The following is a 23,081-nucleotide window of genomic DNA, read 5'->3' on the forward strand; positions in this document are numbered from 1 at the left end:
GAGCGCCGCGCTCAATGTTATTGGGAGATGAGGTCCCTGGCCTTGTCCAGAATCTGGGCGGCTTCCTCTGCGGGAATGCCCATGCTTTCCGCGATGTCGGAAGCTTCAAATCCGGTGAGGGCCGTCAGGTCCGTTCCGCCCATGGTTACCAGGCCCATGGCGGTTTCTTCCGGGATTTCCAGTTGTTCGCTGAGGGTCTTGGCGGCGGCCTGGCATTGGCGCATCACTTCCTCGGCGGCGGCCTGGTTCTGGCGTTTTTCCTCTTCCTGGACGTCAAAGACGCGCACCTGGACGTCCCAGTTCATCAGGCGGGAGGTGAGGCGGGCGTTCTGGCCCCTGCGGCCGATGGCCTTGGAGAGGTCCTTGTCGTCCTGGACGATGACGAAGATTTTCTTGGCTTCCTCATCCACGGTGATTTCCCGCGGCTCCACGGGGCTGAGGGCTTCCCGGACAAAGACGACGGGGTCTTCCGTCCATTCCAGGATGTCCACTTTTTCATTGTTGAGCTCCCGGACGATGTTCTTGACGCGGGCTCCGCGCATGCCTACGCATGCCCCTACCGGGTCCACCTTGTCGTCATGGCTGATGACGGCTACCTTGGTGCGGTAGCCGGCTTCACGGGCAATGCCGTGGATTTCCACGGTCTGGTCGCCTATTTCCACCACTTCGGATTCAAAGAGGCGGCGCACCAGGTTCGGATGGCTGCGGGAAAGGATGACTTCCGGGCCGCGGGCTTCCGTGCGCACTTCCACCACGTAGAAACGCATGCGGTCGCCGACGCTGTAGTCCTCGTTCGGGACGCGTTCGCGGGAGGTCATGACGCCTTCAAATTTGCCGAGGTCCACAAAGATGTCCCCCTTTTCAAAACGGCGGATGGTGCCCGTCACCAGATCCCCGGCGCGGTCCTTGAACTCGTCGTAAAGCATTTCCTTTTCCGCATCCAGCAGCTTCTGGAGCATGGTCTGGCGTGCGGTCTGCACGGCGATGCGGCCAAAGCCCTTGGGCGTGATGTTGGTGGGCAGCAGGTCGTGCAGCACGGCGTTCTGGTCCAGCTTGACGGCCAGGGAAAGGGGAATTTGGTTGAACTTGTCGGAATATTCTTCATCCGGCACCACTTCCAGATCGGCAAAGATGCGCACCTTTCCCTTGTCCACATTGATTTCAGCCCTCAGGTAGTTGATGCTGCCGGAGCCGGGAACCATTTTGCGGTAGGCGGAGAGAAAGGCGGATTCCAGAGCGAGAAGAATTTTTTCACGGGAGAGTCCTTTTTCCCTCTCGTAGTAGTCAATCAAAGCTTTAATATCGTTTGTCATGAGTGTGGAGGAGTGTGATGGATAGACAAAAAAGAGCGGGTCGACAGACCCACTCTCGAGTGTCTCTCGGGGTGTTTGCCTATCTAAGTAAGCATGGGGGGGCGGCCTTGGCAAGAAAAAACACGTGTTCTATGCGGCATGCAAAAGACTGGGGATGATTCCGGAAGAAGGATTTTCAGCAGGGTGCGGGGAGGGTGCTCCGCAGGGTGGTTTGAGGGCTTGACGGAACCGCCAAAAACGGGAAGTATGCATCCATGAAACTCGTCTCATGGAACGTGAACGGATTGCGGGCGATTCTCGGCAAGGGCATGGGGGAGGCCATGGACGCGCTGGGGCCGGACATCCTCTGCCTTCAGGAGATCAAGGCGCGTCCGGAGCAGGTGGATGACCTGTGGCTTTCCTCCTGGCCGTACCAGCTTTGGAATCCGGCGGAAAAACCCGGTTATTCCGGGGTGCTTACCTTGAGCCGGGTAAAACCCGTCTCCACGTCCACGGGCATGGGCTGGCCGGAGCATGACCGGGAGGGGCGCGTGTGCACGATGGAGTTTGAAGGATTTTACCTGGTCAATTGTTACACCCCCAATTCCCAGGGGGAGCTGGCGCGCCTCCCGTACCGGGAGCAGTGGGACGCAGCGTTCCGCAGGTACGTGGCGGGATTGGCGGAAACCAAGCCGGTCATTTTCTGCGGGGATTTGAATGTGGCCCATCAGGAGATAGACATAACGGAGCCGGAAAAAAACCGTTTTTGCGCCGGGTTCAGCGACCAGGAGCGCGCCGGGTTCACCATGCTGCTTGAGGCCGGGTTTACGGATACGTTCCGCGCGCTGCATCCGGGGGAGGAAAAGTGGTTCAGCTGGTGGCCGTACTGGGGAAAGGCCCGCGTCCGGAACGCCGGGTGGCGCATTGATTATTTCTGCGTTTCCAATTCCTTGGTTCCCAAGGTGGAAGACGCGGCCATCCATCCGGCCATGATGGGGTCGGACCACTGTCCCGTCAGTGTGGAGATCGACTGCTGAACGCCGTGTCTCCCGTTATTAACCATATGGAAAATTCATGATGATGGAACACGCATTGCCGCTGCTGGTGGTTGCTACGCGCAACGCCCACAAGACCGGGGAAATCCGCGCCATGCTGGCCGGAAGGTGGGAGGTGAGGGACCTTTCCGACTATCCCCAGGCCCCGCCCGTGGATGAAACGGGAGTCACGTTTACGGAAAACGCCACGCTGAAGGCGCTTTCCGCCTCCAGGTGCATTCCCGGCATTCTGCTGGCGGATGATTCCGGTCTGGAGGTGGATGTGCTGGACGGCCGTCCCGGCGTCTGGTCCTCCTCCTTTGGCGGGGAAGAGGGAAACCACGCGCGGAATAACCTCCGCATGATGGAGGAGCTCCGGCGCGCCGGAGTCAGGCCGGGGGACAAGCCGTCCGCCCGGTTCCGCTGTGTGATGGTGCTTGCGGGAAACGGCCGCGTGCTGGCGGAGTTTTCCGGCTCCGTGGAAGGCCATATGCTGACGGAACCCGCCGGGGAAGGGGGCTTCGGCTACGATCCGCTGTTTGTTCCGGAAGGCCATGACCGGAGTTTTGCGCAGCTTCCCATGGAGGTGAAGAACTCCATGTCCCACCGCTCCCGCGCCCTGGCGCAGGTGGTGGAGTGGATGAGGGCGCACCGGAACTGAACATTCCGCGCGGGTGCCCGGTCACGGGGAATTTTTCCTCCCTGCCGCCGCAATCAGCTTACTGCCTCCCCTGGCGGGCCGGGAGGGGCTGAAGGGAGATGCCGGGACAGGCGGGGCACGCCTCCGCTTCCGTCCGGTAAACACCCAGGCACCGGGGACAGTACCGCGTGCAGCCGTCGCTTTCCTCCCATTCCGGTTCTTCTTCCGGCGGAAGCAGCCCGTACCTGTCCAGATAGGAATGGAGGGCTTCGTATTCTTCCCGGCAGGCTTTCCGGAACCGCTCCGCTGCATCTGGTGAAAATGCACCTTTTGAAACGGGATGGCGCCCTTCCCGAAGAAGGCGGGCCAGGAAGGAACACCGGTCCCGTTCCGGGAGCAGGGCGCAGGCCCATGCCGCCGGATGGTAGCGGCTGCCCAGCGGGAGGGAAAGCGCGTGCGCCGCTCCAATGGTGCCGGGCGGATACAGCAGGAAGTGGAACAGTTTGCCCCACCGTTCTCCGCGGCGTTCCGGATACAGCTTCCGGTGAATGCGGAAGAATAATCCGGAGATGCACCATCCCGTCAGGAAAATCTGGGCGGCGGAGAGCAGGAAGGCCGCGCCCGGCGCCAGCAGGTGGAAAAGCACCGGAGGCATTGCAAACATGACCGGAAGCTGCACCGTTCCCAGTAGGCGGAGGGGAAGGGTGCGCCGTTTCATCCGTTGAACAGCTCTTTTCACGCTTCCGGGTTGCCCGCGGAAGGCAGGGAAGGCACGGATGGCGGCCGGCCGTGTTTCAGGCGTTGCACAGAGCAGGGCCTTCACCCGGTTCATGGCCTCCGCTGCCCCGTAATCATCATGGAACCGGACAAAGGGAGCGCCGTTGATATAAAGTTGCGCGTTTTCCGCAGAAAGGGAGCCTATCTCCTCCCACCGTATTTCCCGGCCCGTCTCACGGTGGATGATTCCGGAAGGATCGAAAAGCAGGGGAGCCGGAGAGCTGAGCACCACCGTGCGCCATGGCGTCAGGGGCGGCAGTACGGCCAGAACCCCGTGCCGGACGGCCAATCCTTTTCCAGCCGCCTGCACCTGCCAGAAACGCCCGAACGGCCGGGGAAGGAACAGAAAGGAATCCCTCCCGGCAATCAGGCAGCACTCCACCAGGTAAAGGACGGCCAGGAGGAGATAGGTGGTTTGTTCGTCACTCATCCGCGGCGGGCGTCAGGACTGCTTCTTCCTGAAGAATTTTTTAATGAAGGCTCCCGCCGCGGCCAGTCCGGCCACGATGAGCTTCCAGAATGACTTGAAGAAGCCGCCTTTGGCGAGCGCGGCCGCGCCGCCTCCCGCAACCAGGGCCATCAGGCCGTATTCCGCCACCTTGTCTCCGGAGCGGTACTCTCCGTACTTCTGCCCGGCCCGGAAGTCAAACCCCTTTAGCCATTCCCGGTAAACCGGCAGGTCCTGGGCAATTGTTTCCGGGGAGGTGACGAGGGTCACGGTCATGACTCCCCTGCGGCCCAGAATGCGGGTGTTGACGTTCAGGTTCTCCACGCCCTCACTCTCTCCGGTGATGATCCATTCCAGATTGTGAGTCGCTTCATCGTAATAGGGCTTCCTGTACCATCCCTTGATGTGCATGGGAGCGGCCCCCATCTTGGCGCGTTCCTTGTTGGCTTCTTTCGTGCCTTCCCTGATGCTGTCCAGCAATTCGTCCGGGTCCAGTTCATCCTTTTCATCGTCCTTCACATAGCCCACCTGGTCGAATTCAAAGATGGCAATGCAGGAATCACCCGCCACGCTGCCCAGCTCCCCTCCTTCCGACGGGTTGCCCAGCCGCTTCATCAATCTGGACGTGTCCGTACCGTTCAGGTAAATGCATTCCCCAGGAAGCTTCACTTCCGCGACGTTCCCCAGGCGTAATGTTCCGGGCCCCTGCCGGACGTTCAGTCCTTCAAACGGGTTCTGGTCTTCCTCCGGCTCCTGGGCGGAGGCGGAACACGCCGCCAGCACGGAGAGCATGCAGGCGGCCACGGCAAAGCTGCGGCGGATATGCTGGATAGTCATGCGGGTTACCCTACTCCGCCGTGATTTGAAATCAAGAGGATTGTGACGGAACCGGGAATTGTTCCGCGGTGCGGTGCGGAGGGTCAGTCCAGCCTGAAGGCGCAGACCTGGAAAGGCGCCGGGGAGCCGGTATTCAGCAGTTGGTATTTCCCGGTGCGCCAGGCATGGTGCGGCAGGCGGGAAAGGAAGGCTTCCACGGCTTCCGCCTCCGCGGCCCCCCCTTCATGGCCCGGATAGCACATGACGCTGAGAAGGCCGTTGGGGGCAATCAGGGCGGTGGCCTGTTCCAGGGCGGCCAGGGTGGAATCCGTCCGGGTGACCGTTTTTTTATCCCCGCCCGGCAGGTAGCCCAGGTTGAAGACAATAGCCTTCACGGGGCCGCTGACCAGTTCCGCCAGGCGGTCGTGGCTGGAGAGATGGAGATGGACGTTGGGCGTGAGGAGTCCGGCTTCCTCCATCCGCTCCCTGGTGGACCGGATGGCTTCCTCCTGCACGTCAAAGGCGTGCACGTGTCCGGCGGGACCGGCCAGGCGGGCCAGGAAAACCGTGTCGTGCCCATTGCCTGCCGTGGCGTCCACCACGGTATCCCCGGGCAGCACGGCGCTGCTGATCCAGCCGTGCGCGCAGGTCATGGGGCGGCTGAGCAGGGAACATTTCATGACCGCGTTGTATAGGAGCCGCAGCTGTATGACAATTAGTTTGTAAAATTCCCGTGCAGAAGGGATGACAGATTGTCTTTCCACAGGGCGTATGTTAGGAAAAGGCATAAAACCTTCCGCGTGCTTCCGCAGGCAGAGGCAAACCATTGACTTCGCAAAGAAAATGACTGACAGACGTACTTTTTTAAAGGGAACTGCCGCCGTAGGGGCGCTCGCAGCCATCTCGGACATGGATTCCCTGTTCGCCCAGGAGGCCGGAGCTCCGGCAGCTTCCGGCATTCCGGACCTGGTGGCCGTCCGCAACGGCACCCGTGCGGAAATGGTCAGGAAGGCCGTGGATACGCTGGGGGGCATGCAGTCCTTCGTCAAGCCGGGCCAGACCGTCGTGATCAAGCCGAACATCGGCTGGAACAAGGGGCCGGAATTCGGCTCCAACACCCATCCTGAAACCGTCGCCACGCTGGTGGAGCTGTGCAAGCAGGCGGGGGCGAAGGAAGTCAGGGTGTTTGACCACTGCTGCCACAACGGCGCCTATGAAGGCAGCGGCGTGAAGGAAGCCGTGGAAAAAGCCGGGGGCGTGATGGTGGACGGCGGCAACGAAGGGCAGTATGTGCAGACGGAAAACCCGAAGGCCAAAAAGTTTACCTCCGCCAAGGTGCACAAGGCCGTGCTGGAAGCGGATGTCTACATCACCTGCCCCCCGCTCAAGCACCACAGCGGTTCCGAGATGACCGCCTGCATGAAGAACGTGATGGGTACCGTCTGGGACCGTGGAGCCATGCATAAGAACGACCTGCACCAGTGCATCGCGGACGCCGTGTACTTCCGCAAGCCTGACCTGTGCGTGCTGGACGCCTACATGCCCATGGTGCGCAACGGCCCCGTGGGGAAGGACGCCAATGACCTGGTGGAGCGCAAAACCCTTCTGGCTTCCCGTGACATCGTGGCCATTGACGCCGCAGGCGCAGCCCTGCTGAACAAGGCCGGAAAAATCCGCCATGTGCAGTTGGGAGAGGAAATGGGGCTGGGCACCGCTGACCTATCCAAGCTCAACATCCGCCGCATCAGCATGGCCTGAGGCGGCGCCCTCCCGCCGCGGATGACGCGGAGCGGGACCAACTTTCCGCCTCCGGCGGTTTTATTACTGATATGTCAGTCATCAAAGCCTTTTTCGTCAGTCCGCTGAAGTGGCTCCGCGTGACGGTGGCCCTCATCTTCTTCATCGGGATTGCGTATGCCTTCCTGCACCATATCCCCGCGTGGAACGTTCCGAACATGACGGGAGGAGGGGAAGGCATGGAAAACTCCTTCTCGCTGGCGCAGTGGCAGTTCATCCCATCCGTGCTGGGGGCCCTGGACGGTGTTTCCGTTTCCATCGGGATTCTGGCGGTTCTGCTGCTGCTCACCCTGCTGTTCGGGCGCGTCTATTGCTCCTTCCTCTGTCCGCTGGGTATTCTCCAGGACATCGTTTTCAGAATCCGCCGCTGGATGGCTCCAAAGCGGTTCCTGAAATTTTCCACTCCCGTGCCATGGGTGCGGTATGTGGTGCTGGGGGGGCTGGCCGTCTGCTGCGTGACCGGGCTTGCCGGACTGTCCCTGAACTGGCTGGACCCGTACAGCATCTTCGGGCGCATCATGTATGTGCTGGCGTGGCCTGCCGCCATCTGGAGCAACAACCTGCTGGCGGGGGACAGCGCCTCCGCAGACCTGGTCCGCATGGACTATTTCTCCGTGGCTTTTCCGGCCCTGCTGGCTTCCGCGGGCATGCTTGGCCTGGTGGTGGTCATGAGCGCCTGGAAAGGGCGCCTGTACTGTAATACGGTGTGCCCCGTGGGTACGCTGCTGGGGCTGCTCTCCCGCGTCTCCCTCTTCCGGCTGGGCTTTGACCCCGGCTCCTGCAAGAAATGCGGCAAATGCATCAAATCCTGCAAGGCCCAGTGCCTGAACCTGAAGGAATACAGGATAGATACCTCCCGCTGCGTGGCGTGCTACGACTGCGTGCGTTCCTGCTCCGAGGGGGGGATACGCTACCGCTGGTTCACCAAAACCCGCAGCCTGATTCCCGCCAAAAAGAAAAAAGCCGCCCCGGCTCCCGCCCCCGCTTCTTCTGCTGCGGTTCCCGCCGTCGCCGGGAGTTCCCGCCGCCAGTTCCTGGGGGCCACCGCGGCCGGGCTGGCTACGGCGGCTCTTTCCGGCTGCCGGGGTGACGCCGCGCAGAGGCTGGACCCCACCCAGTGTGTCCTTCCTCCCGGCGCCGGGTCCCTGGAACGTTTTCTGGACAGGTGCACCGGCTGCCAGATGTGCATCGCCAACTGCCCCACCCATGTGCTCCAGCCGGCCTATTTGCAGCTGGGGCTGAAAGGGTTCATGAAGCCCCGGATGGATTTTTCCACCAAATACTGCCTCTATGACTGCCACCGCTGTGCGGAAGTCTGCCCCACGGGTGCCATCCGCAAGCTCCCCATTACGGCGGAGAGGGATACTGCGGGCGTGACGAAGGATACCACGCGCATTGCCGTGGCCCAGTTCTACGTCTGCCGCTGCCTGGTCGCCCGGGAGGACATGGACTGCGGCGCCTGTACGGAGCACTGCCCCACCAAGGCCCTTTATACGGTGCCCTACACGGGGCGTGACGGGCAGGAACACCGCCTGCCCAGGCTGGACCCCTCCCTGTGCATCGGCTGCGGCGCGTGCGAACACGCGTGCCCCGTCACCACGGAACGGCCGGAGGAACGCGCGCGCCTGAATACCTGCAACCTGTGCGAGGAAAAGTGCGAGTTCAAAAAGCGCCGGGAAATGCCTACCCGCGCCCTCATTGTCCGCGCCGTGAACCCCCAGCAGAAAGCCGTGAAGAAATTTGAGGAGAAGGCCGTGGACCCGGTGGGAGATGCGGACTTCCCGTTCTGATATGGTCCGTGAAGGCCGGGATACCTGTTTTATTCACGCCATGGGCGGATCCTTTCCCTGTGTTGCCTGATGGCCGTGCTGCCGGGAACAGGGCCACCCGGCCCTTGAAAAAACCTTTCCTCATGAAAAACTTCGACCGTTCTTTACTTGCATGTGCAGGTAACTCCTGTATGGTTAACTGACGGTAAAAAGTTAGGGCTATGTGGGAATGGATAAAAAGTGAAATTCTTGAATTCGTGATGGACAGGCTGGCGGATGCCTTCAGCCTATCGCCCCTTTATCCGGAGGAATGGAGCCTGATGCGGTTCATCAACGCTTTTCTACTGGCGTGCGCCGTGGCGTTCCTGCTGGCTGCGGGGGCGCTGGGATGGCCTCCTTTCCTGATTGCGGCGGCTCTTCTGCTGACAGGCGCCATCACCCGGCTGGCGGTGTGCAAGCTGATGAAATGAGGGCTTCCGGCGGACTCACGCCTTCTTTTCCAGAAATACCGTGGTCATCCCTCCGGCCTCCTTCCGGTACAGTTCCGCATAGCCCAGTTTGCGGTACAGATGCAGGGTTTCCGGAGTATCCGCCGAAGTGAATAGAAGGTAGGCGGCAACCTGTCCGCGGAAGTGTTCTTCCAGGGCCAGCATGAGCTTCCTCCCGAGTCCCCTGTTCCGGCAGGACGGGTCCACAATCAGCTTGCCCACATGGCAGGCGTTCCTGCCGTCCAGGCATCCCCTGACGGAGCCTACGATGCGGCCGTTTTCCGTATATTTGAGGAAGACGCTGTTCCGCGCTTCTTCCTGCAACTGCTCCAGGGTCTGTTCCAGAGGCGGAATAGTGCTGAGCCCCAGCCGCTCCGCCACTTCTCCGAAGGCGAGGAATTGAAGCTTCAGGATTGCCGGAAAATCTTCCCGGGACGCTTGCCGGATCATGGCTCCATCATGGTTCCGCAGAAGGGGGGGAATCCATGAAAAAAAGCGGAATGTCATTTTTCCGGAGGGGCCGGGACGATGCCGCCCAGCCCGATGCGCATGTTCAGGGGATGGCGGATAACGGTTGGGTTGACGATGTATTTTACACAGCAGCTTAAAGTACCGGGGGGCTGCGGAAAGGAATAGGTGATGAGATGTGCGGTTTCATCCTCCGGGTCTTTATTGGACATGACCTGCATGCCCCCTTCCACATGAAAGCCGCTGAAATGCGGTTTTCCGTGGTGCCCCTGCAGCTTGAAGGTAACCCGGGATTCCTTTGCTGACGGCGTAATGCTGAGAAGGGTGGCCTGAAGCCGGAAGGGCGGATAGCCTTCGGATGCTCCCGGAACGTCGAAGAGCCATTTTTTACCCGGTTCCGCCGGAATCGTCCGGGCCGGAGTTGTGTGAACCTCTCCGACCGGCACGCGGAGCTCCCCGGTCAGCAGCCATCCCTCGTTGCCGGGAGGCAGCGAACGGGGAAGAGGAAAAAAGAGCATGTTATAGGTGGAAGTACCCCATGTGGGGGGATGAACCCGGCAGCGGACGGCTGTTTTTCCGCCGGGGCTGGAAAGGTTGATATAGCTGGCGCCCTGCTGTTCCATATCATTCATCAGGGCGTGGTTTTTATCCGTATGAATGTGAATGCCGAGGAAGACGGGTTCCTGCGCGTCTCTATAGAAAAACCAATTGTACAATTTTACCTGAAGGGCTGCCGGCGGCTGTGCGGAAAGGCCGGATTCAGGGTTATTCACCGGTTTCCGGGGAGGGGAAGGCGGTGAAAGGGAGGGGTTTACAGTCAGGTCAATAGGAACGTCCAGTGAATGTTTGCGGGGAAGGTAAACGACGCCGATCTTCAATTCACGGGGAAGGGAGGGGGTGGGCTTTTCCGCTCCTTCCTCCATTTCGTACAGGCAGGAAATGCTGGTTTTGCCGTCTTTTGGTTCTTCGATTTCCGGCGTGTGGGCGCGCCGCAGGCCGGATATGGGGCGTCCGGTGGAATCCAGAATGGCAAAGCCTTGAATGGAAGCGGAAGAAGGGAATTCCGCCTCGCAGGAGAGGGTGGTTCGATCTTCGTTGGTTTTCAGTTGAATGGAAGCTGTGTTGCTGGCGGAGTCAGCCTGGACGATGTCACTGTCTTCCCGGACGTTTGGCTCCGGAAGGTCCAGATAGAATGTCTGGGGCTCTTCCGATGGTTTGACTGTTTGTTTCAGCATCAGCCGTTGCGGGTCCGGGCAAAACTGAACGGTCCAGGTTCCGCGGATACGCAGCCATTCCGATTGAGGAGCCGGAAGTTCCTTGAAACCGCAGGAAAAATGCAGGATCTTGTAAGGTGAGCCGGGAGAGGACGGGGATTTGGATCCAATGACATGGGAAGGATTGAGCTCGCCGGGCATTCCCCATGGCTGGTAGGGGTCGCAGGGCGTTTCTTTTCCGGTGGAATCCTGCATGACCAGGCGCGTGAGCTGCCCTTCCCCGGAAGAAGGAATGACAAAAGTTCCTTTCCCCTGGAGCGTGATGGAGATGCCGAGACCAACTTTCCCGGGGCCGTTCATATAGGAAATGCTCCAATCATCCAGAGCGACGGTAAAACGGGGCTGCTCCGCGGCCGGAGGCGGGGCGGCGGATGCCAGGGGAGCCAGAAGGGCGGCCAACGCGAGGGAGCGGGTAAAAATCATTTAATTTTAATTGGGGAAATGCGTTGCAGGGGAAGTTTTTGAATAACATATTCTTCGTTTACGGCAAGATAAAACCCTCATGCCCGATTTTCCTTGATGATGCAGGAATTGATACGTTAGGATAAAAGAACCATGTTGCAGGCGGACGGCATTACGTATGAAATAGAAACACCGGATGGTCCTTTGAAATTATTGGACAATGTCAGCTTTAATGTGCCCAGAGGGCATTTTATGGCTATTGTGGGACCTTCCGGTTGCGGAAAGACCACCTTGTTAAAGGCGATTGCGGGCATGATTGCGGAAACGGACGGCCGTTTTTTCTGGAACGGCCATGATCTGGCGGAGGAAGACTTTGAACCGTCGGAAATCGGGTTCGTTCCCCAGTTCAGCATTGCCTATGACCAGTTGAGCGTGGATGAGAATGTGGAGAGCGCCGCCAGGCTCCGTTGCCGGTTCGATTCCGTGGATGATTTGGACGACAGCATTGACAACGCGCTGGAGGTGACGGGGATGGAGGGAATTGCGGACCGCGATGTGAAGATTCTTTCCGGCGGCCAGAAGCGGCGCCTGGCGCTGGCCATGGAGCTGGTGTCCAATCCGCGCCTGCTGATTTGCGATGAGGTGACGTCCGGCCTGGACCCGAGGTCCGAGCACGATATCGTGGACCTCCTCCATGAAATCTCCCGTTCGGAAGGCCGCATCGTCATTTCCGTCACGCACAGCCTTTCCCACCTGGACATGTATGATTCCATCCTAGTCATGCACCAGGGCTGCGTGGCCTACCACGGTTCTCCTAAGACGATGCTGCATTACTTCGGCGTTTCCTCGCTGGAGGAGATTTATCCCAAGCTTCAGGACCGTGAAGGCCCCTCCTGGTGCCGGTCCTGGGGCAAGCACCGGGATTCCTATTATTCCCGCATGGAGAAGGAGAGGGAACAGAAGATACTTTCCGGGGAGCTTCCGGACCCGGATGCCGTACGCAGGGCTGTGAAGGCAGGTGAAGCGGAGGCGCCGGAAGCGGAGGAAGAAGGGGCAGAAGCCGTGCGGAGCGATTCCACGGAAGCTCCCGCCGCGGAAGGGCAGGGAGATGCTCCTGAGGATTCCATTCCGGAATTACCGGGCTTTTTTACACAGTTTTTCTGCCTGCTGGGGCGTCGCTGGCGCATCTTTTTCCGTGACCGCTCCCAATTGATTCTGCAATTGGTGATGATTCTGCTGTTTCCGGTTCTGGTAGCCATGTTCACGGACAAGGGAACCGGGCAGATCGTGGGGCTTTCCGCCACGCAGGACGTGCAGACCCTCCAGAAGGATATGGAGGCCCAGCAGTTGAATATGAAGACAGGTTCAGCCGTTTCCGGCATCATCATGTTTGAGGTGATTCTGCTGGGCCTGATGGGTTCCAATAACGCCGCCCGGGAGGTGGCCGGAGAACGGGCCATCATGGAGAAGGAGAAGTACGCGGGCATGAGGCCTTCCGCCTATCTGGGGAGCAAGCTGGCCTATCTGAGCGTTCTGGTGCTGGTGCAGTCCGTCTGGATGTTCGCCTTTGTGGATTTCTTCTGGGACCGGGGCGGCGGCCTGACGCACCTGCTGTTCCTGATTCTGGCGGACGCCGCCATGACCTTTGTGTGCCTGGGCATTTCCTCCCTGGCCCGGAGCGCGGACCAGGCCTCCCTGCTGAGCATTTACCTGGTGGGCTTCCAGCTTCCCCTTTCCGGAGCGGTGCTGGCTCTTCCGGAACAGGTGGAGGGTTTCATACGGCCTTTCATTTCCGCCTACTGGGCCTGGTCCGGCAGCATCTCCGCCCTGAAGTCCGACGTGTATAATGCCGTCAAGAATGTGCTGGATACGGACCTGACCCCGGCTCTGCTTTGCTACGTTGTCTTGGGCGTGCACGTGGCATGCGGCATTGCCGCCTCCTACGCGGGCATCCGCCGCTCGCGCTGGGAGCTGTAATTTAATGCGTGCACTTGCAGGGAGTTCGTTATATAATTTTTCCATCAAAAGTTATGGCGAGACGACGTGCAGCAAAAAAGAAGAGTTCCTCATCATCCACGCTGATGCTGATGGTCGGCGCGGTAGTGCTTGTGCTGGCCGTCATCGTGGGTTTTGCCGTGTTCCGCGCCAAGGAGAAGCCGCAGGCGGGTTCCGATATTCCCCTGGATATCCTGGCGGCGAACGCCTCCCAGCTTTCCAATAACAATTACGCGCTGGACGGAACGGTAATCGACCGTTTTCCGCGCGGCGAATCCGAGCTGATTTCCTTTTTGTACAAGGACGCTTCCGGGCGTGAGTACATTATTCCCATTTCTGTTTCCGCGGCGGCCAGGAATGGCCTGAACATCAACCGCGACCAGCAGTATAGAATAGAGTTCCGCGTGGAAGACATTACTCCGAAGGTGCGCGGCGTATGCGTAGCCACATCCATTCAGCCTAAATGAACAACCTTCCCCGACCCATGAAATGCTGCTTTTTCCTGACCCTGGCCTGCGCTATTCCCGCGCTGGGGCAGATGATGTATAATCCGCCCGCTTCCGGGGGGGGCTCCCCCGCCGCGCCTCCTGCCTCCCCGGCTGCGGCGCAGCCGAATGCCTACCAGCCTTCCCGGCAGGGGGATGCCAAATCCCTGTACGGCAATGAACTGCCTTTCCTGAATCCTCAGGACGGCACCGTGACCATCAACGGCTCTACGCTGAACATGGGCAGTTTCCGGGAGATTGAGGCGCGGTTCAACAAGTACCTGAGCCAGCCGGAGGAGAGTACGGAGGATGCCAAGGAGTACCAGAAGATTTTTCAAAAGCTTCATGAGACGCTTTCCATGCGCAAGGAGAAACTGATGGCGGATAATGTGGTGCGGCAGGTGGTGGACCTGCTGACCGCCGCTTCCAGCAATCCGCTGGACGGAGGCGTGTCCGATGCCCTCTGCCAGGCTATTTATACCGCGTGGCAGGCCAAGACCAACGGAAAGAACAAGGGGAAGATGCTTGAGGCGATGGAGAGGGAGATACGCAGCAATGCCCAGAAAATGAGCCTGATGGAGAGCGGCGTGACCACAAGTTCCGGCTCTCCCTCCAGCCAGAAGGGGGGCAAGAAAGGCACCTCTACCAATAATCCGGCCAAGAACAACCCCCGTTACAAGTACCTGGAAAAACGCATGGTGGAAATGGAGGCCCGCAAGCTGAAGCTGGAGAGCGAGCAGGTGCTGACGGTGACGGAAGCGAAGATCGTGTTCCAGTCCACGCTGGTGCAGTTGTTCGCCCAGCGGCGTTTTGACCATGTTTCCATAGGTTGCGGCATTTACAGCCGCCTGTTCAATGACGGAGACACCAAGTTGCGGCTGGACAAGAATTCGGACGCCGCCAAGATGTTCAGCGGCACGCTGGGGGCTCCTCCCACCGTAGCCATTCTGGACAACCTCTCCCGGGAGCTGGCGCGTGATTCGGACCGCCACATGAAGGCCGTGAACAACCTGGTGGATTCCAGCCATTACGTGGACGCGCTGGAACGGCTGAACGAGGCTCTCCTGATCGGGGAGTTCATGCCCGCCGTGAATACGTTCCCGTATGAGAAAAAGCAGAAGCTGTATGCCTTCAAGCGGGATGTGGAGAAGCTGTTTGAGCTGATGAACGGCAAGGATTACGAGGAAGCCCTTACTCTGGTGGAGGCCCTTAAGAAGACCTCGCGGGATTTCAGTACGGGCCGTGCCGAATCCGCCATCAGCGCCGCCGTGTTCGCCAGTGACGCCTATATCGCCCAGGGGCAGGAAGCCCTCGCCAGGGGGGACCGCCCCAAGCTGGAGGAATGCCTGAAGAGCGCCATTGAAATCTGGCCCAAGAATCCGCGTCTTCTTCCGCTGCGGAACGCCATGATGGCCGCCGGGCAGCAGTCCCACGCGCTGGAGGATTTCAAGCGCTTCCACAAGAATAAGAATTTCCGCCGCATTTTTGACAACCAGCATGAATTTGCCGTGCTGGTGAAGGATGATCCGGAGCTCCAGAAGCAGTTTGTAGAGGACCTGGGCAAGATGGCCGTCATTGAACGCGCCCTGGGCGCGGCGCGCCAGCGTGAGGCCATGCAGGACGTATACGGCGCCTGGGAGGAATTGCAGCAGTTGCGTTCCAGGGACCAGGAGCTGTTCATCAATGACCAGGAACTGAATGCCCAGTACCTGGACCTGACTACCAAGGCAAGCACCCTGGTGAACCTGCTGAATGATGCGGAAAAGTGCAGGAACGCGGGAGAAGTGGGTTCCGCCCTGGGCAAGTACATGGAGGCCAAGAAGCTGTATCTTTATTCCCGCTTTGCCAAGGAGGGGATTGAATCCCTGCTGAATGAGGTTCTTCCGTTGAACTAGGGAGGGGGTGCTTCCAGTCTGCGGCGTGCCTGCGGAGACGGAGTATTTGCTTTTCTTCCGGAGCGCCGCCGCTATGCTACCGCCCATGAAGGCAGTGTACCTGTGTTTGTGCATGCTGGCGGCGTTCTGTATTTCGGCCGCGGCGCTTCCCGCGGATTGCCGCCAGGTGATTGTGGGGTCCGCGGAGGGCTGGAACAGTTCCCATGTGCAGTTAAGCCTTTTGGAAAAGGGGCCGCGCGGCTGGGTGATGGTGAAAGGGCCTTTTCCGGCGCGTTTGGGAAAATCCGGCCTGGTCTGGGGCAGGGGCGTCAGCCTCCCGCCCTCCGGCGGTCCGGTGAAAAAGGAGGGGGACTTGCGTTCTCCCGCCGGAATTTTTGAACTGGGAGGGGCGTATGGCACGGTTCCCGTACCGCAGAAGAAGCGTTCCATGCCGTACCGCCGCATTACGCCGCGTGACATGTGGGTGGATGACCCCGCTTCCCCGCTGTACAACCAGCACTTCGTGCTGAAGCATGATCCTTCCACTCCGTGGGAGTTCAAGCAGCAGATGAAACTGAACGATTACGCCCACAGCCTGAAACTGTTCATCAGGCATAACGCCGCGGCCGGACGGGAGAAGCCCGTACCCGGCGGCGGTTCCTCCATCTTCTTCCATATCTGGCGCAGGGACGGAGGGGCTCCTACGGCCGGGTGCACCGCCATGAGCGAGGAGAACCTGAGGGCCATGATCGCCTGGCTGGACCCCTCCAAACACCCCCTCTACATCCTGCTGCCCGCCAGGGAATATCTGCGCCTGCGCGGAGCCTGGGGGCTGCCGTAATGGCCCGGCCTTTTCCATGCCCTCCCTGTTTCCGCATTTTTACGGAGGGGAGGAGGAATAGGGGGGTTCCATGCGCCCCGGCCTGCGCCGCACATGCGGGCGTTTCTGCTTCTGCGAATAAGGGGCGCGGAACGGAAACGGAGAAAGCTTTCTCCTCCCTTAAACGCAAGAAGCCGGCCTTTGGAAAAGGCCGGCTTCTGCATGATAAAACGGTTACTGTTCCTGAGTCTGGGAAACGGGAGCTTCCGGCTGAACCAGGGGAGTGGAGGTTTCCTTCACTTCTTCCATGGCAGCCTGTTCTTCCCGGGGGGCGCGGGCTTCCCGGGGCTGTTCCTGGCGTTCGTTGGCGCCGCTGACCAGCAGGTTACGTCCCATGAAGGGCTGGTTGTGGAGGATGTCCACGGAACGGACGGCATCTTCCATCTTCTTCATTTCCACGAACGCGTAGCCCTTGGACTTGTGGGTGCGGGGGTTGTAGATGATTTCCACGGAGCTGACTTCGCCGATGCCCTTGAATACGTCTTCAAGGTCGCTTTCCGTGGCTTCATAGGAAAGGTTGCCCACGTAAAGCCTGCGGTTGGAGACGGGCTGCTTGGGGGCGGAAACGCGTTCCTGCCTGTTGTTGCGGGCCACGCGGGTGTTGGTTTTGGCGGGAGCTGCCTTATCCCTGGGGGCAGGCTTGTTGTTTTTGGCCGGACGAATGCCGAAGAGTCCCAGGAAACGCTGCCACAGGGAGAGCTTGGCAGGTGCTTCTTTCTTGTACTTGGGACGGTAGCCGCTGGAATCCCGGCGGTCGTTGCCATAGGAGCGTCCGCTCTTGTTGTAGCGGCGGCGGGCTCCCTGGCCCTGCCTTCCCTGTGTGTTGTGTTGTGACATACTTATATTCTAAGTTGGTGATTATGTTGGTGTCATGCCGGAGTTGACGCTGTATGCAGTAGGTTCCGGCCGGAGCATCGCCGGGACGTTCCGCTACCATGAGAAAAGCCAGGAGTAAGGATGCCCCGTGCCCCGATCAACGGTCCATGCATGGTCTGATAGGGGGGCGATCCGGCTAGGTGCGGTACCAGTCCGGTCGATTGACGCGTATACCAATGCACAGGGAGCCGGTTTCTTGCAAGCCGGTTTCCCGTCATTTTGGGCTTTCCGGCCGTTCACAGGGCACAAGACCGTTAAATGCGGCGTTCCGGGAGCCACAGGCGGGGGAAGGTGAGCTAGCAACTTGACAAAAAGACTAAGGCGGGGCACTTTAACTTCAACTAATTTCCACACTCTCTCGATGCTTATTCAAAATGCAGACCGTACTACCTACGGGATTAATAAGATTGTTTTTTCCATTCTTGCATTCGTCATTTTCTTTATTGTCGGTTTTGTTTCATGGCAATGGATGGGAGTGTCTCCGGAGCCGTGGCGGCTGCGTGTGCTGGTGCTGACGCCGCTGACGATGTCCCTGCTGCTGTACGTCTGCTGTGACCAGCTCGGCGTTTACTACCGGTGCATGACGCTGGGGATGAGCATCCGGCGGTTTGTGGTGGCGTATGCCTGTTTTGTCGTGGTCAGCATGATCACCTGGAAATACCTTGTACCCTTTTTCGTGGACATTGCCGTCCAGACGCTGGCCTATGCGCTGACTTTCCTGTGCGGCCTGTGGCTGCGCGTCAACCGGTTCAGGGCGGAGAAGCGCCTGGTGGAGGAGGCTCCCACGCTCGTGGTGGGCGCTCCGGAGCAAGTGGAGGAATTCCGGAAACTGCTGGAAAGCGACCATGTGGATTTCAAGGATGAACTGATGGTGATGGCTCCTGGGGAAGTGGACCGTGTGAAGGTCAGGAGTTTGCTGGTACGCCGGTGCATCAGCAAGGTGGTGTTCCTCCCTGAGGAGGTGGATTCCTCCGTGGCAAGGTGCCTGGTGGAGCTGTGCGGAAAGATGGGGGTTGATTTTTATGCGAGCATGGTGGTGGACATGCCCGATGTGCACAAAACCTATTTCGGGGTGCTGGGAGGGGCCAGAATGCTGGTGTACAAGTCCACGCCCATTCCCTACACTACCTCCTGGCAGTTGAAAAAGATGCTGGACTGGGTGGGGGCTCTCCTTCTCCTGGTCTTCACGTCTCCGCTGTGGCTGCTGGCCGCCATAGGCATCAGGCTTTCCGACCGCGGGCCCGTCTTTTACCGCCAGAAGCGTTCCGGCCTGTATGGGAGGGAGTTCGGCATGTGGAAATTCCGCACCATGTACCGGGATGCGGACAAGAGGCTGGATGAAGTGAAAGCCAGGTACGGCAATGACATGAGCGGCCCCATCTTCAAGCTGGAGCATGACCCGCGCATTTTTGCCTTCGGGCGCTTCCTGAGGAAATTCAGCATTGACGAGCTTCCGCAGCTTATCAACGTGCTGAAAGGTGAAATGAGCCTGGTGGGCCCGCGCCCCCTGCCCGTGTATGAAACGGAGGCCTTTACCAGTGACGCGCACCGCCGCAGGCTGAGCGTGCTCCCCGGCGTTACGGGGTACTGGCAGATCGCAGGCCGCAGCAACATCCGTGAATTTGAAAGACTGGTGGAGCTGGACATGCATTACATTGACAACTGGTCCCTGTGGCTGGATGTCAAGCTGCTGTTGAAGACCGTCCCGGCGGTGTTGTTCGCGCGCGGCGCCAAGTGACGCTTCTCCTTCCTTTGCGTTCCTGGAACACAGGGTTGCGGCAGCGTTTCCGGGGCCCGTTCAGGCGTGTGGCCCGGCCGCCGGAAGGCCGTTTTTACAGGGAATGCGGGCGGTTGTCGGCGCCTGTTTGGATTATTGGCGGAAAATAAAGAAATTTGTAGCCGGGCGGAGACTTTAACCTTGAGGTGCGGAAATGGATAAGGCAAAATCTCCACACTATGGATTTAGTTCAGCGAGAAATCTCAAAAGAAACGGTGACTCCGTATTTCATCGAGTATTTCGGTCAGGCGCCAACTCATGTGGCAGCGGCACCGGGGCGTGTGAATCTCATTGGCGAACACACGGATTATAATAATGGTTTTGTAATGCCTATGGCCCTTGATAACCATTGCGTGGTGGCTGTGGCTCCCTCTCCTGTGGGCAAGCACCGCTTCTGCGGCTCCCTGGGCGACCAGATCCATGAAATTGCGGTAGAAGACGCCCTGGTTCCCGGCGATCCGTTCTGGTCCAACTACGTCCGCGGCGTCCTGGCCAACCTGCACAGGCGCGGCATAGAAATAGGCCCGGTGGACATGCTGATTGACAGCAATGTTCCGCGCGGCGGGGGCCTCTCCTCCAGCGCGGCCCTTGAAGTTTCCGTCTGCACGGCGCTTGCGGCCTTTGCCGGGGTGGAGATTGACCCCAAGGAGGTGGCCCTGATCGGTCAGGCCGTGGAGCATGAATTTGTAAACGTTCCCTGCGGCATCATGGACCAGTTCATTTCCGCCAACGGGAAAAAGGGCATGGCCCTCAAGCTGGACTGCGCCACCCTGGAATATGAACTGGTGCCGATGAATAATGAATCCGTCTCCGTGCTGGTGCTGGACAGCGCCGTGAAGCATTCCCTGGCGGACGGGGCCTACGGGCAGCGCCGCAAGCAGTGTGAGGAAGCCTCCGCCATCATGGGCGTGCCCTCCCTGCGTGAAGCCACGCTGGAACTGCTGGAATCCTTCAAGGAACAGCTTGGCGACGTGCGCTACCGCCGCGCCCGCCACGTCATTGGGGAAAATGCCCGCGTGCAGGCCTTTGCGAACGCGCTTGCCCGCGGTGACTGGGATGAAGCCGGCGTAGCCATGCGCGGCAGCCACGCCTCCCTGCGTGATGACTATGAAGTTTCCTGTGCGGAAGTGGACACCCTGGTGTCCCTCTGTGACCGTATCCCTTCCGCCTCCTCCATTTACGGCGCCCGCATGACGGGCGGCGGCTTCGGCGGCTGTATCGTCGCCCTGGTGAAGACGGAAGACGTGGACAAGGTGGCCCGCGAGCTTCTGGACGGCTACTGCCAGGAAACGGGGATTGAAACCACTTACCTCGTCACGCGCGCCGGGGAAGGCGCCCGTGTCCTCTACCAAGCTTAATCCATACTGATTATGAGAAAACTAGCAACCATATTCGGGGCTCTGGCCCTGATGACGTGGGGCGTTTCCGCCCAGGAGGGCTCCGCGCCCGCAACGGTGATTGATGCGCAGCCTGCCGCGGCTGCCCCGGCCATGGCTCCGGCTGCGGAAGCGCTGCCGGTCGCAGATCTTGAGCCGGCGGTTCCCGTCGCCGCCTCCCAGGAAGCCCCGGAAGCCTCCGCGGAACCTAAAACGGCTCCCCTTTCCGCGGTGGAAGTCGTCCTGTTCTGCGTGGTCGTGGTGGGCGTCATTGCCCTGGGCATCTGGAAGAGCCGTGATCCTGAAGAAACGGCGGAAGAAAAGAAGACCAAGGGCGCTTCAGACTACTTCCTGGCCGGGCGCGGCCTGACCTGGTGGCTGGTGGGTTTCTCCCTGATTGCCGCCAACATTTCCACGGAACAGTTTGTGGGACAGTCCGGCAAGGCGGCCAACTGGGTGGGCATGGCGATTGCCGGGTATGAATGGCTGGCCGCCATCACGCTGGTGGTTGTGGCCTTCTGCTTCCTTCCCAAGCTGCTGAAAGGCGGGGTGTACACCATTCCCGAATTCCTGGAATACCGCTATGATACCACGGCGCGCGCCCTGATGGCCATTGCTACCCTGCTGATTCTGGTGGGCGTGCCGACCGCAGGCGTTATTTACGCCGGAGCCAAGGTCATCTCCGTCTTCTTTGCGGGATACTCCGCCATGGGCATCGACTTCGGCAATATCACCGTAGGCTGTATCATCATCGCCTTCTGTTCCACCGTGTACGTGTTCGTGGGCGGTTTGAAGGCCTGCGCGTGGACGGACCTGTTCTGGGGCGCCGCATTGATTGTAGGCGGCGGCGTAGTAGCTTACTTTGCTCTGATGGCGCTGAGCGGCGCGGACCCGAACCATCTGATCCAGTCCGCTTCCGCCAATTCCGGCGCGACGGTTGCTTCCCTGGGGAACCCCTCGGACAGCCTGTGGCACGGGGTAACGCGCTTCTTTGAACTTAACTCCGGTGATGCGGCCAGCGGCGTGAACACCGTGGGCGGCAAGCTCCACATGATCCGCCCGGCGGACGACGCGGAAATCCCGTGGACGGCCCTCTGCCTGGGCCTGTGGATTCCCAACTTCTTCTACTGGGGCCTCAACCAGTACATCATGCAGCGCACGCTGGCCTCCAAGTCCCTGGCGGAAGGCCAGATGGGCATCGTGTTCGCCGCGTTCCTCAAGCTCCTTATCCCGTTCGTGGTGATCGTTCCCGGCATCCTGGCCTACAACCTGTACCGCAATGACCTGAAGCAGCAGGCGGAAGTGAAGTACGCGGCGGAAATCCGCAACGTGGAAGATCCCGCCAAGGTACAGGGCCGTCCCGTCATCTACAAGCTTACGGACAGCTTCCTGGTGGAAAACGTGGAAGAAGGCTGCGCCCACGCCCTGCATAATGCGGAGGTGATGAAGGTAGGCGGCGAGGTCATGGCTGATTTGAAACAGGCCTGCGCCGATCTGAAGGCGGATGCCGCCAATGAAGCGACCACCCTGGCGGAACGCGCTCCCTTCGTGGAAAAGATAGCCAAGCTTAATGACAAGATCATCAAGCCCGCCGTAAACAATTCGGATGGCTACTACCTGACGGATACGCTGGTGGGCTTTGACTATGACTCCGCCTTCGGCACGCTGATCAGGAAGCTCCTGCCCGGCACGGGGTGGACGTGGTTTGTGCTTGCCGCCCTCTTCGGCGCGGTGGTGTCTTCCCTGGCGTCCATGCTGAACTCCGCTTCCACCATCTTCACGATGGACATTTACAACAAGCTGCGCAGGAATGCGAAACCGCCGGAACTCGTGACCGTCGGCAAGATCGGCCTGCTGGTGTGCGCCGTGATCGCGCTGTGCATTGCTCCGTTCCTGGACAGCCCGGCCTTTGGCGGCATCTTCAACTTCATTCAGGAATTCCAGGGATTTCTCAGTCCCGGCGCCCTGTGCGTGTTCCTCTTCGGCTTCTTTGTGCCCAAGTGCCCGCGCTTCTTCGGCTGGCTTGGCATTGTCATCAATGCCATCCTTTATACGATCCTGAAGATATGGCAGCCGGAAATGGCCTTCCTGAACCGCATGGCTATCTGCTTCATCACCGTCATGGTCATCGGCCTTATCTTCACGCTGGTGAACGCCGCCCGCGGCGGGCAGTCCATCGTGCTCCCGGACCGGGGCGTGGTGGCCCTGCAATCCTCCTCCCGCGCCAAGATCTTCGGCTGGTTTGTGATTGCCGCTACGGTAGTCCTGTACATCATCTTCTGGTAATGCAGAGAGGGCTTTAAGCCTGTGTTTTTCATCCTCCCGGCTCCAGGGCCGGGAGGATTTTTTTGCGCCTGGGAGGAGGGTTGTTTTTTCATGGAACCGCTTGAAATGAAGAATGGATGTCAAAGCGAATGACACATTGCTTTCTGTTGTCCCTGAATGCATTGCGTGGAAAATTGGAAAAATGGGATTTTTTTTTCATCTGTTGCGTGAACCCGGAGGGTGCGTTCGAGTCAAATTACTTGTTGACGTCACTCAAATAAAAAACGCCGACAAGGAAATAAACAAAAGGAAAAACTCTATATCTGCTAATGATATGAAAATGCGTTT

The 23,081-nt window shown here is 59.5% G+C and carries 19 protein-coding genes; 12 read left to right on the plus strand and 7 right to left on the minus strand.

From position 1 onward, the window contains the following. Positions 1-17: 17 nt before the first annotated feature. Positions 18-1,313, minus strand: a complete 1,296-nt coding sequence (gene nusA, locus CXU21_RS08680) for a transcription termination factor NusA (RefSeq protein WP_102715022.1) — start codon at positions 1,311-1,313, stop codon at positions 18-20. Positions 1,314-1,567: 254 nt separating this feature from the next. Between nusA and CXU21_RS08685 the strand changes: the two genes are divergently transcribed. Together CXU21_RS08685 and CXU21_RS08690 are read left to right on the plus strand one after the other, a co-directional pair. Next, positions 1,568-2,329: an exodeoxyribonuclease III gene (locus CXU21_RS08685; protein ID WP_102715024.1), complete on the plus strand. Its 762-nt coding sequence runs from the start codon at positions 1,568-1,570 to the stop codon at positions 2,327-2,329. A gap of 37 nt (positions 2,330-2,366) precedes the next feature. After that, positions 2,367-2,987: a non-canonical purine NTP pyrophosphatase gene (locus CXU21_RS08690; RefSeq protein WP_102715026.1), complete on the plus strand. Its 621-nt coding sequence runs from the start codon at positions 2,367-2,369 to the stop codon at positions 2,985-2,987. Positions 2,988-3,045: 58 nt separating this feature from the next. Here the strand turns inward: CXU21_RS08690 and CXU21_RS08695 are convergent, their stop codons facing one another. From CXU21_RS08695 to CXU21_RS08705, 3 genes are all read right to left on the minus strand, one after another. After that, positions 3,046-4,173, minus strand: a complete 1,128-nt coding sequence (locus CXU21_RS08695) for a hypothetical protein (RefSeq protein WP_102725753.1) — start codon at positions 4,171-4,173, stop codon at positions 3,046-3,048. Positions 4,174-4,185: 12 nt separating this feature from the next. After that, the gene (locus CXU21_RS08700; RefSeq protein ID WP_102725754.1) at positions 4,186-5,028 is read right to left on the minus strand and encodes a DUF2167 domain-containing protein; all 843 of its coding nucleotides are present in this window, start codon (positions 5,026-5,028) and stop codon (positions 4,186-4,188) included. 83 nt (positions 5,029-5,111) lie between these two features. Then, positions 5,112-5,687 (minus strand): tRNA (mnm(5)s(2)U34)-methyltransferase, encoded by a 576-nt coding sequence (locus tag CXU21_RS08705; RefSeq protein WP_102725755.1) that lies wholly within the window; start codon positions 5,685-5,687, stop codon positions 5,112-5,114. 163 nt (positions 5,688-5,850) lie between these two features. On the opposite strand from CXU21_RS08705, the gene CXU21_RS08710 reads away from it, so the two are divergent. The 3 genes from CXU21_RS08710 to CXU21_RS08720 all read left to right on the plus strand — a co-directional run bounded on the left by CXU21_RS08710 (position 5,851) and on the right by CXU21_RS08720 (position 9,043). Further along, entirely contained in the window at positions 5,851-6,765 is a 915-nt protein-coding gene (locus CXU21_RS08710; RefSeq protein ID WP_102715982.1) for a DUF362 domain-containing protein, read from the plus strand. Positions 6,766-6,836: 71 nt separating this feature from the next. Then, entirely contained in the window at positions 6,837-8,594 is a 1,758-nt protein-coding gene (locus CXU21_RS08715) for a 4Fe-4S dicluster domain-containing protein (RefSeq protein WP_102725756.1), read from the plus strand. Positions 8,595-8,794: 200 nt separating this feature from the next. Beyond that, positions 8,795-9,043: a hypothetical protein gene (locus tag CXU21_RS08720; RefSeq protein ID WP_102725757.1), complete on the plus strand. Its 249-nt coding sequence runs from the start codon at positions 8,795-8,797 to the stop codon at positions 9,041-9,043. Between the two features lie 15 nt (positions 9,044-9,058). Here the strand turns inward: CXU21_RS08720 and CXU21_RS08725 are convergent, their stop codons facing one another. Both CXU21_RS08725 and CXU21_RS08730 read right to left on the minus strand, forming a co-directional pair. Continuing rightward, the gene (locus CXU21_RS08725) at positions 9,059-9,511 is read right to left on the minus strand and encodes a GNAT family N-acetyltransferase (protein WP_180972744.1); all 453 of its coding nucleotides are present in this window, start codon (positions 9,509-9,511) and stop codon (positions 9,059-9,061) included. A 53-nt stretch (positions 9,512-9,564) separates the two neighbouring features. Next, positions 9,565-11,226 carry a hypothetical protein gene (locus tag CXU21_RS08730; RefSeq protein WP_102725759.1) on the minus strand — a complete coding sequence of 554 codons (1,662 nt, stop codon included), beginning with the start codon at positions 11,224-11,226 and terminating at the stop codon, positions 9,565-9,567. 132 nt (positions 11,227-11,358) lie between these two features. Between CXU21_RS08730 and CXU21_RS08735 the strand changes: the two genes are divergently transcribed. The 4 genes from CXU21_RS08735 to CXU21_RS08750 all read left to right on the plus strand — a co-directional run bounded on the left by CXU21_RS08735 (position 11,359) and on the right by CXU21_RS08750 (position 16,400). Beyond that, the gene (locus tag CXU21_RS08735) at positions 11,359-13,182 is read left to right on the plus strand and encodes an ATP-binding cassette domain-containing protein (RefSeq protein ID WP_102725760.1); all 1,824 of its coding nucleotides are present in this window, start codon (positions 11,359-11,361) and stop codon (positions 13,180-13,182) included. 53 nt (positions 13,183-13,235) lie between these two features. Then, positions 13,236-13,667, plus strand: a complete 432-nt coding sequence (locus CXU21_RS08740; protein ID WP_146016768.1) for a hypothetical protein — start codon at positions 13,236-13,238, stop codon at positions 13,665-13,667. A gap of 17 nt (positions 13,668-13,684) precedes the next feature. Then, positions 13,685-15,580 (plus strand): hypothetical protein, encoded by a 1,896-nt coding sequence (locus tag CXU21_RS08745; RefSeq protein ID WP_102715047.1) that lies wholly within the window; start codon positions 13,685-13,687, stop codon positions 15,578-15,580. A gap of 85 nt (positions 15,581-15,665) precedes the next feature. Next, the gene (locus CXU21_RS08750; protein WP_180972745.1) at positions 15,666-16,400 is read left to right on the plus strand and encodes a L,D-transpeptidase family protein; all 735 of its coding nucleotides are present in this window, start codon (positions 15,666-15,668) and stop codon (positions 16,398-16,400) included. Between the two features lie 213 nt (positions 16,401-16,613). Here the strand turns inward: CXU21_RS08750 and CXU21_RS08755 are convergent, their stop codons facing one another. Beyond that, positions 16,614-17,276: a hypothetical protein gene (locus tag CXU21_RS08755; RefSeq protein WP_102725762.1), complete on the minus strand. Its 663-nt coding sequence runs from the start codon at positions 17,274-17,276 to the stop codon at positions 16,614-16,616. Positions 17,277-17,676: 400 nt separating this feature from the next. On the opposite strand from CXU21_RS08755, the gene CXU21_RS08760 reads away from it, so the two are divergent. From CXU21_RS08760 to CXU21_RS08770, 3 genes are all read left to right on the plus strand, one after another. After that, positions 17,677-19,053 (plus strand): sugar transferase, encoded by a 1,377-nt coding sequence (locus tag CXU21_RS08760; protein ID WP_102725763.1) that lies wholly within the window; start codon positions 17,677-17,679, stop codon positions 19,051-19,053. Positions 19,054-19,271: 218 nt separating this feature from the next. Beyond that, the gene (galK, locus tag CXU21_RS08765; protein WP_102715055.1) at positions 19,272-20,450 is read left to right on the plus strand and encodes a galactokinase; all 1,179 of its coding nucleotides are present in this window, start codon (positions 19,272-19,274) and stop codon (positions 20,448-20,450) included. Between the two features lie 12 nt (positions 20,451-20,462). Beyond that, the gene (locus tag CXU21_RS08770; protein WP_257997380.1) at positions 20,463-22,754 is read left to right on the plus strand and encodes a sodium:solute symporter family transporter; all 2,292 of its coding nucleotides are present in this window, start codon (positions 20,463-20,465) and stop codon (positions 22,752-22,754) included. Positions 22,755-23,081 lie beyond the last annotated feature (327 nt).

The organism is Akkermansia muciniphila (assembly GCF_002884975.1).
Lineage (GTDB): Bacteria > Verrucomicrobiota > Verrucomicrobiia > Verrucomicrobiales > Akkermansiaceae > Akkermansia > Akkermansia muciniphila_C.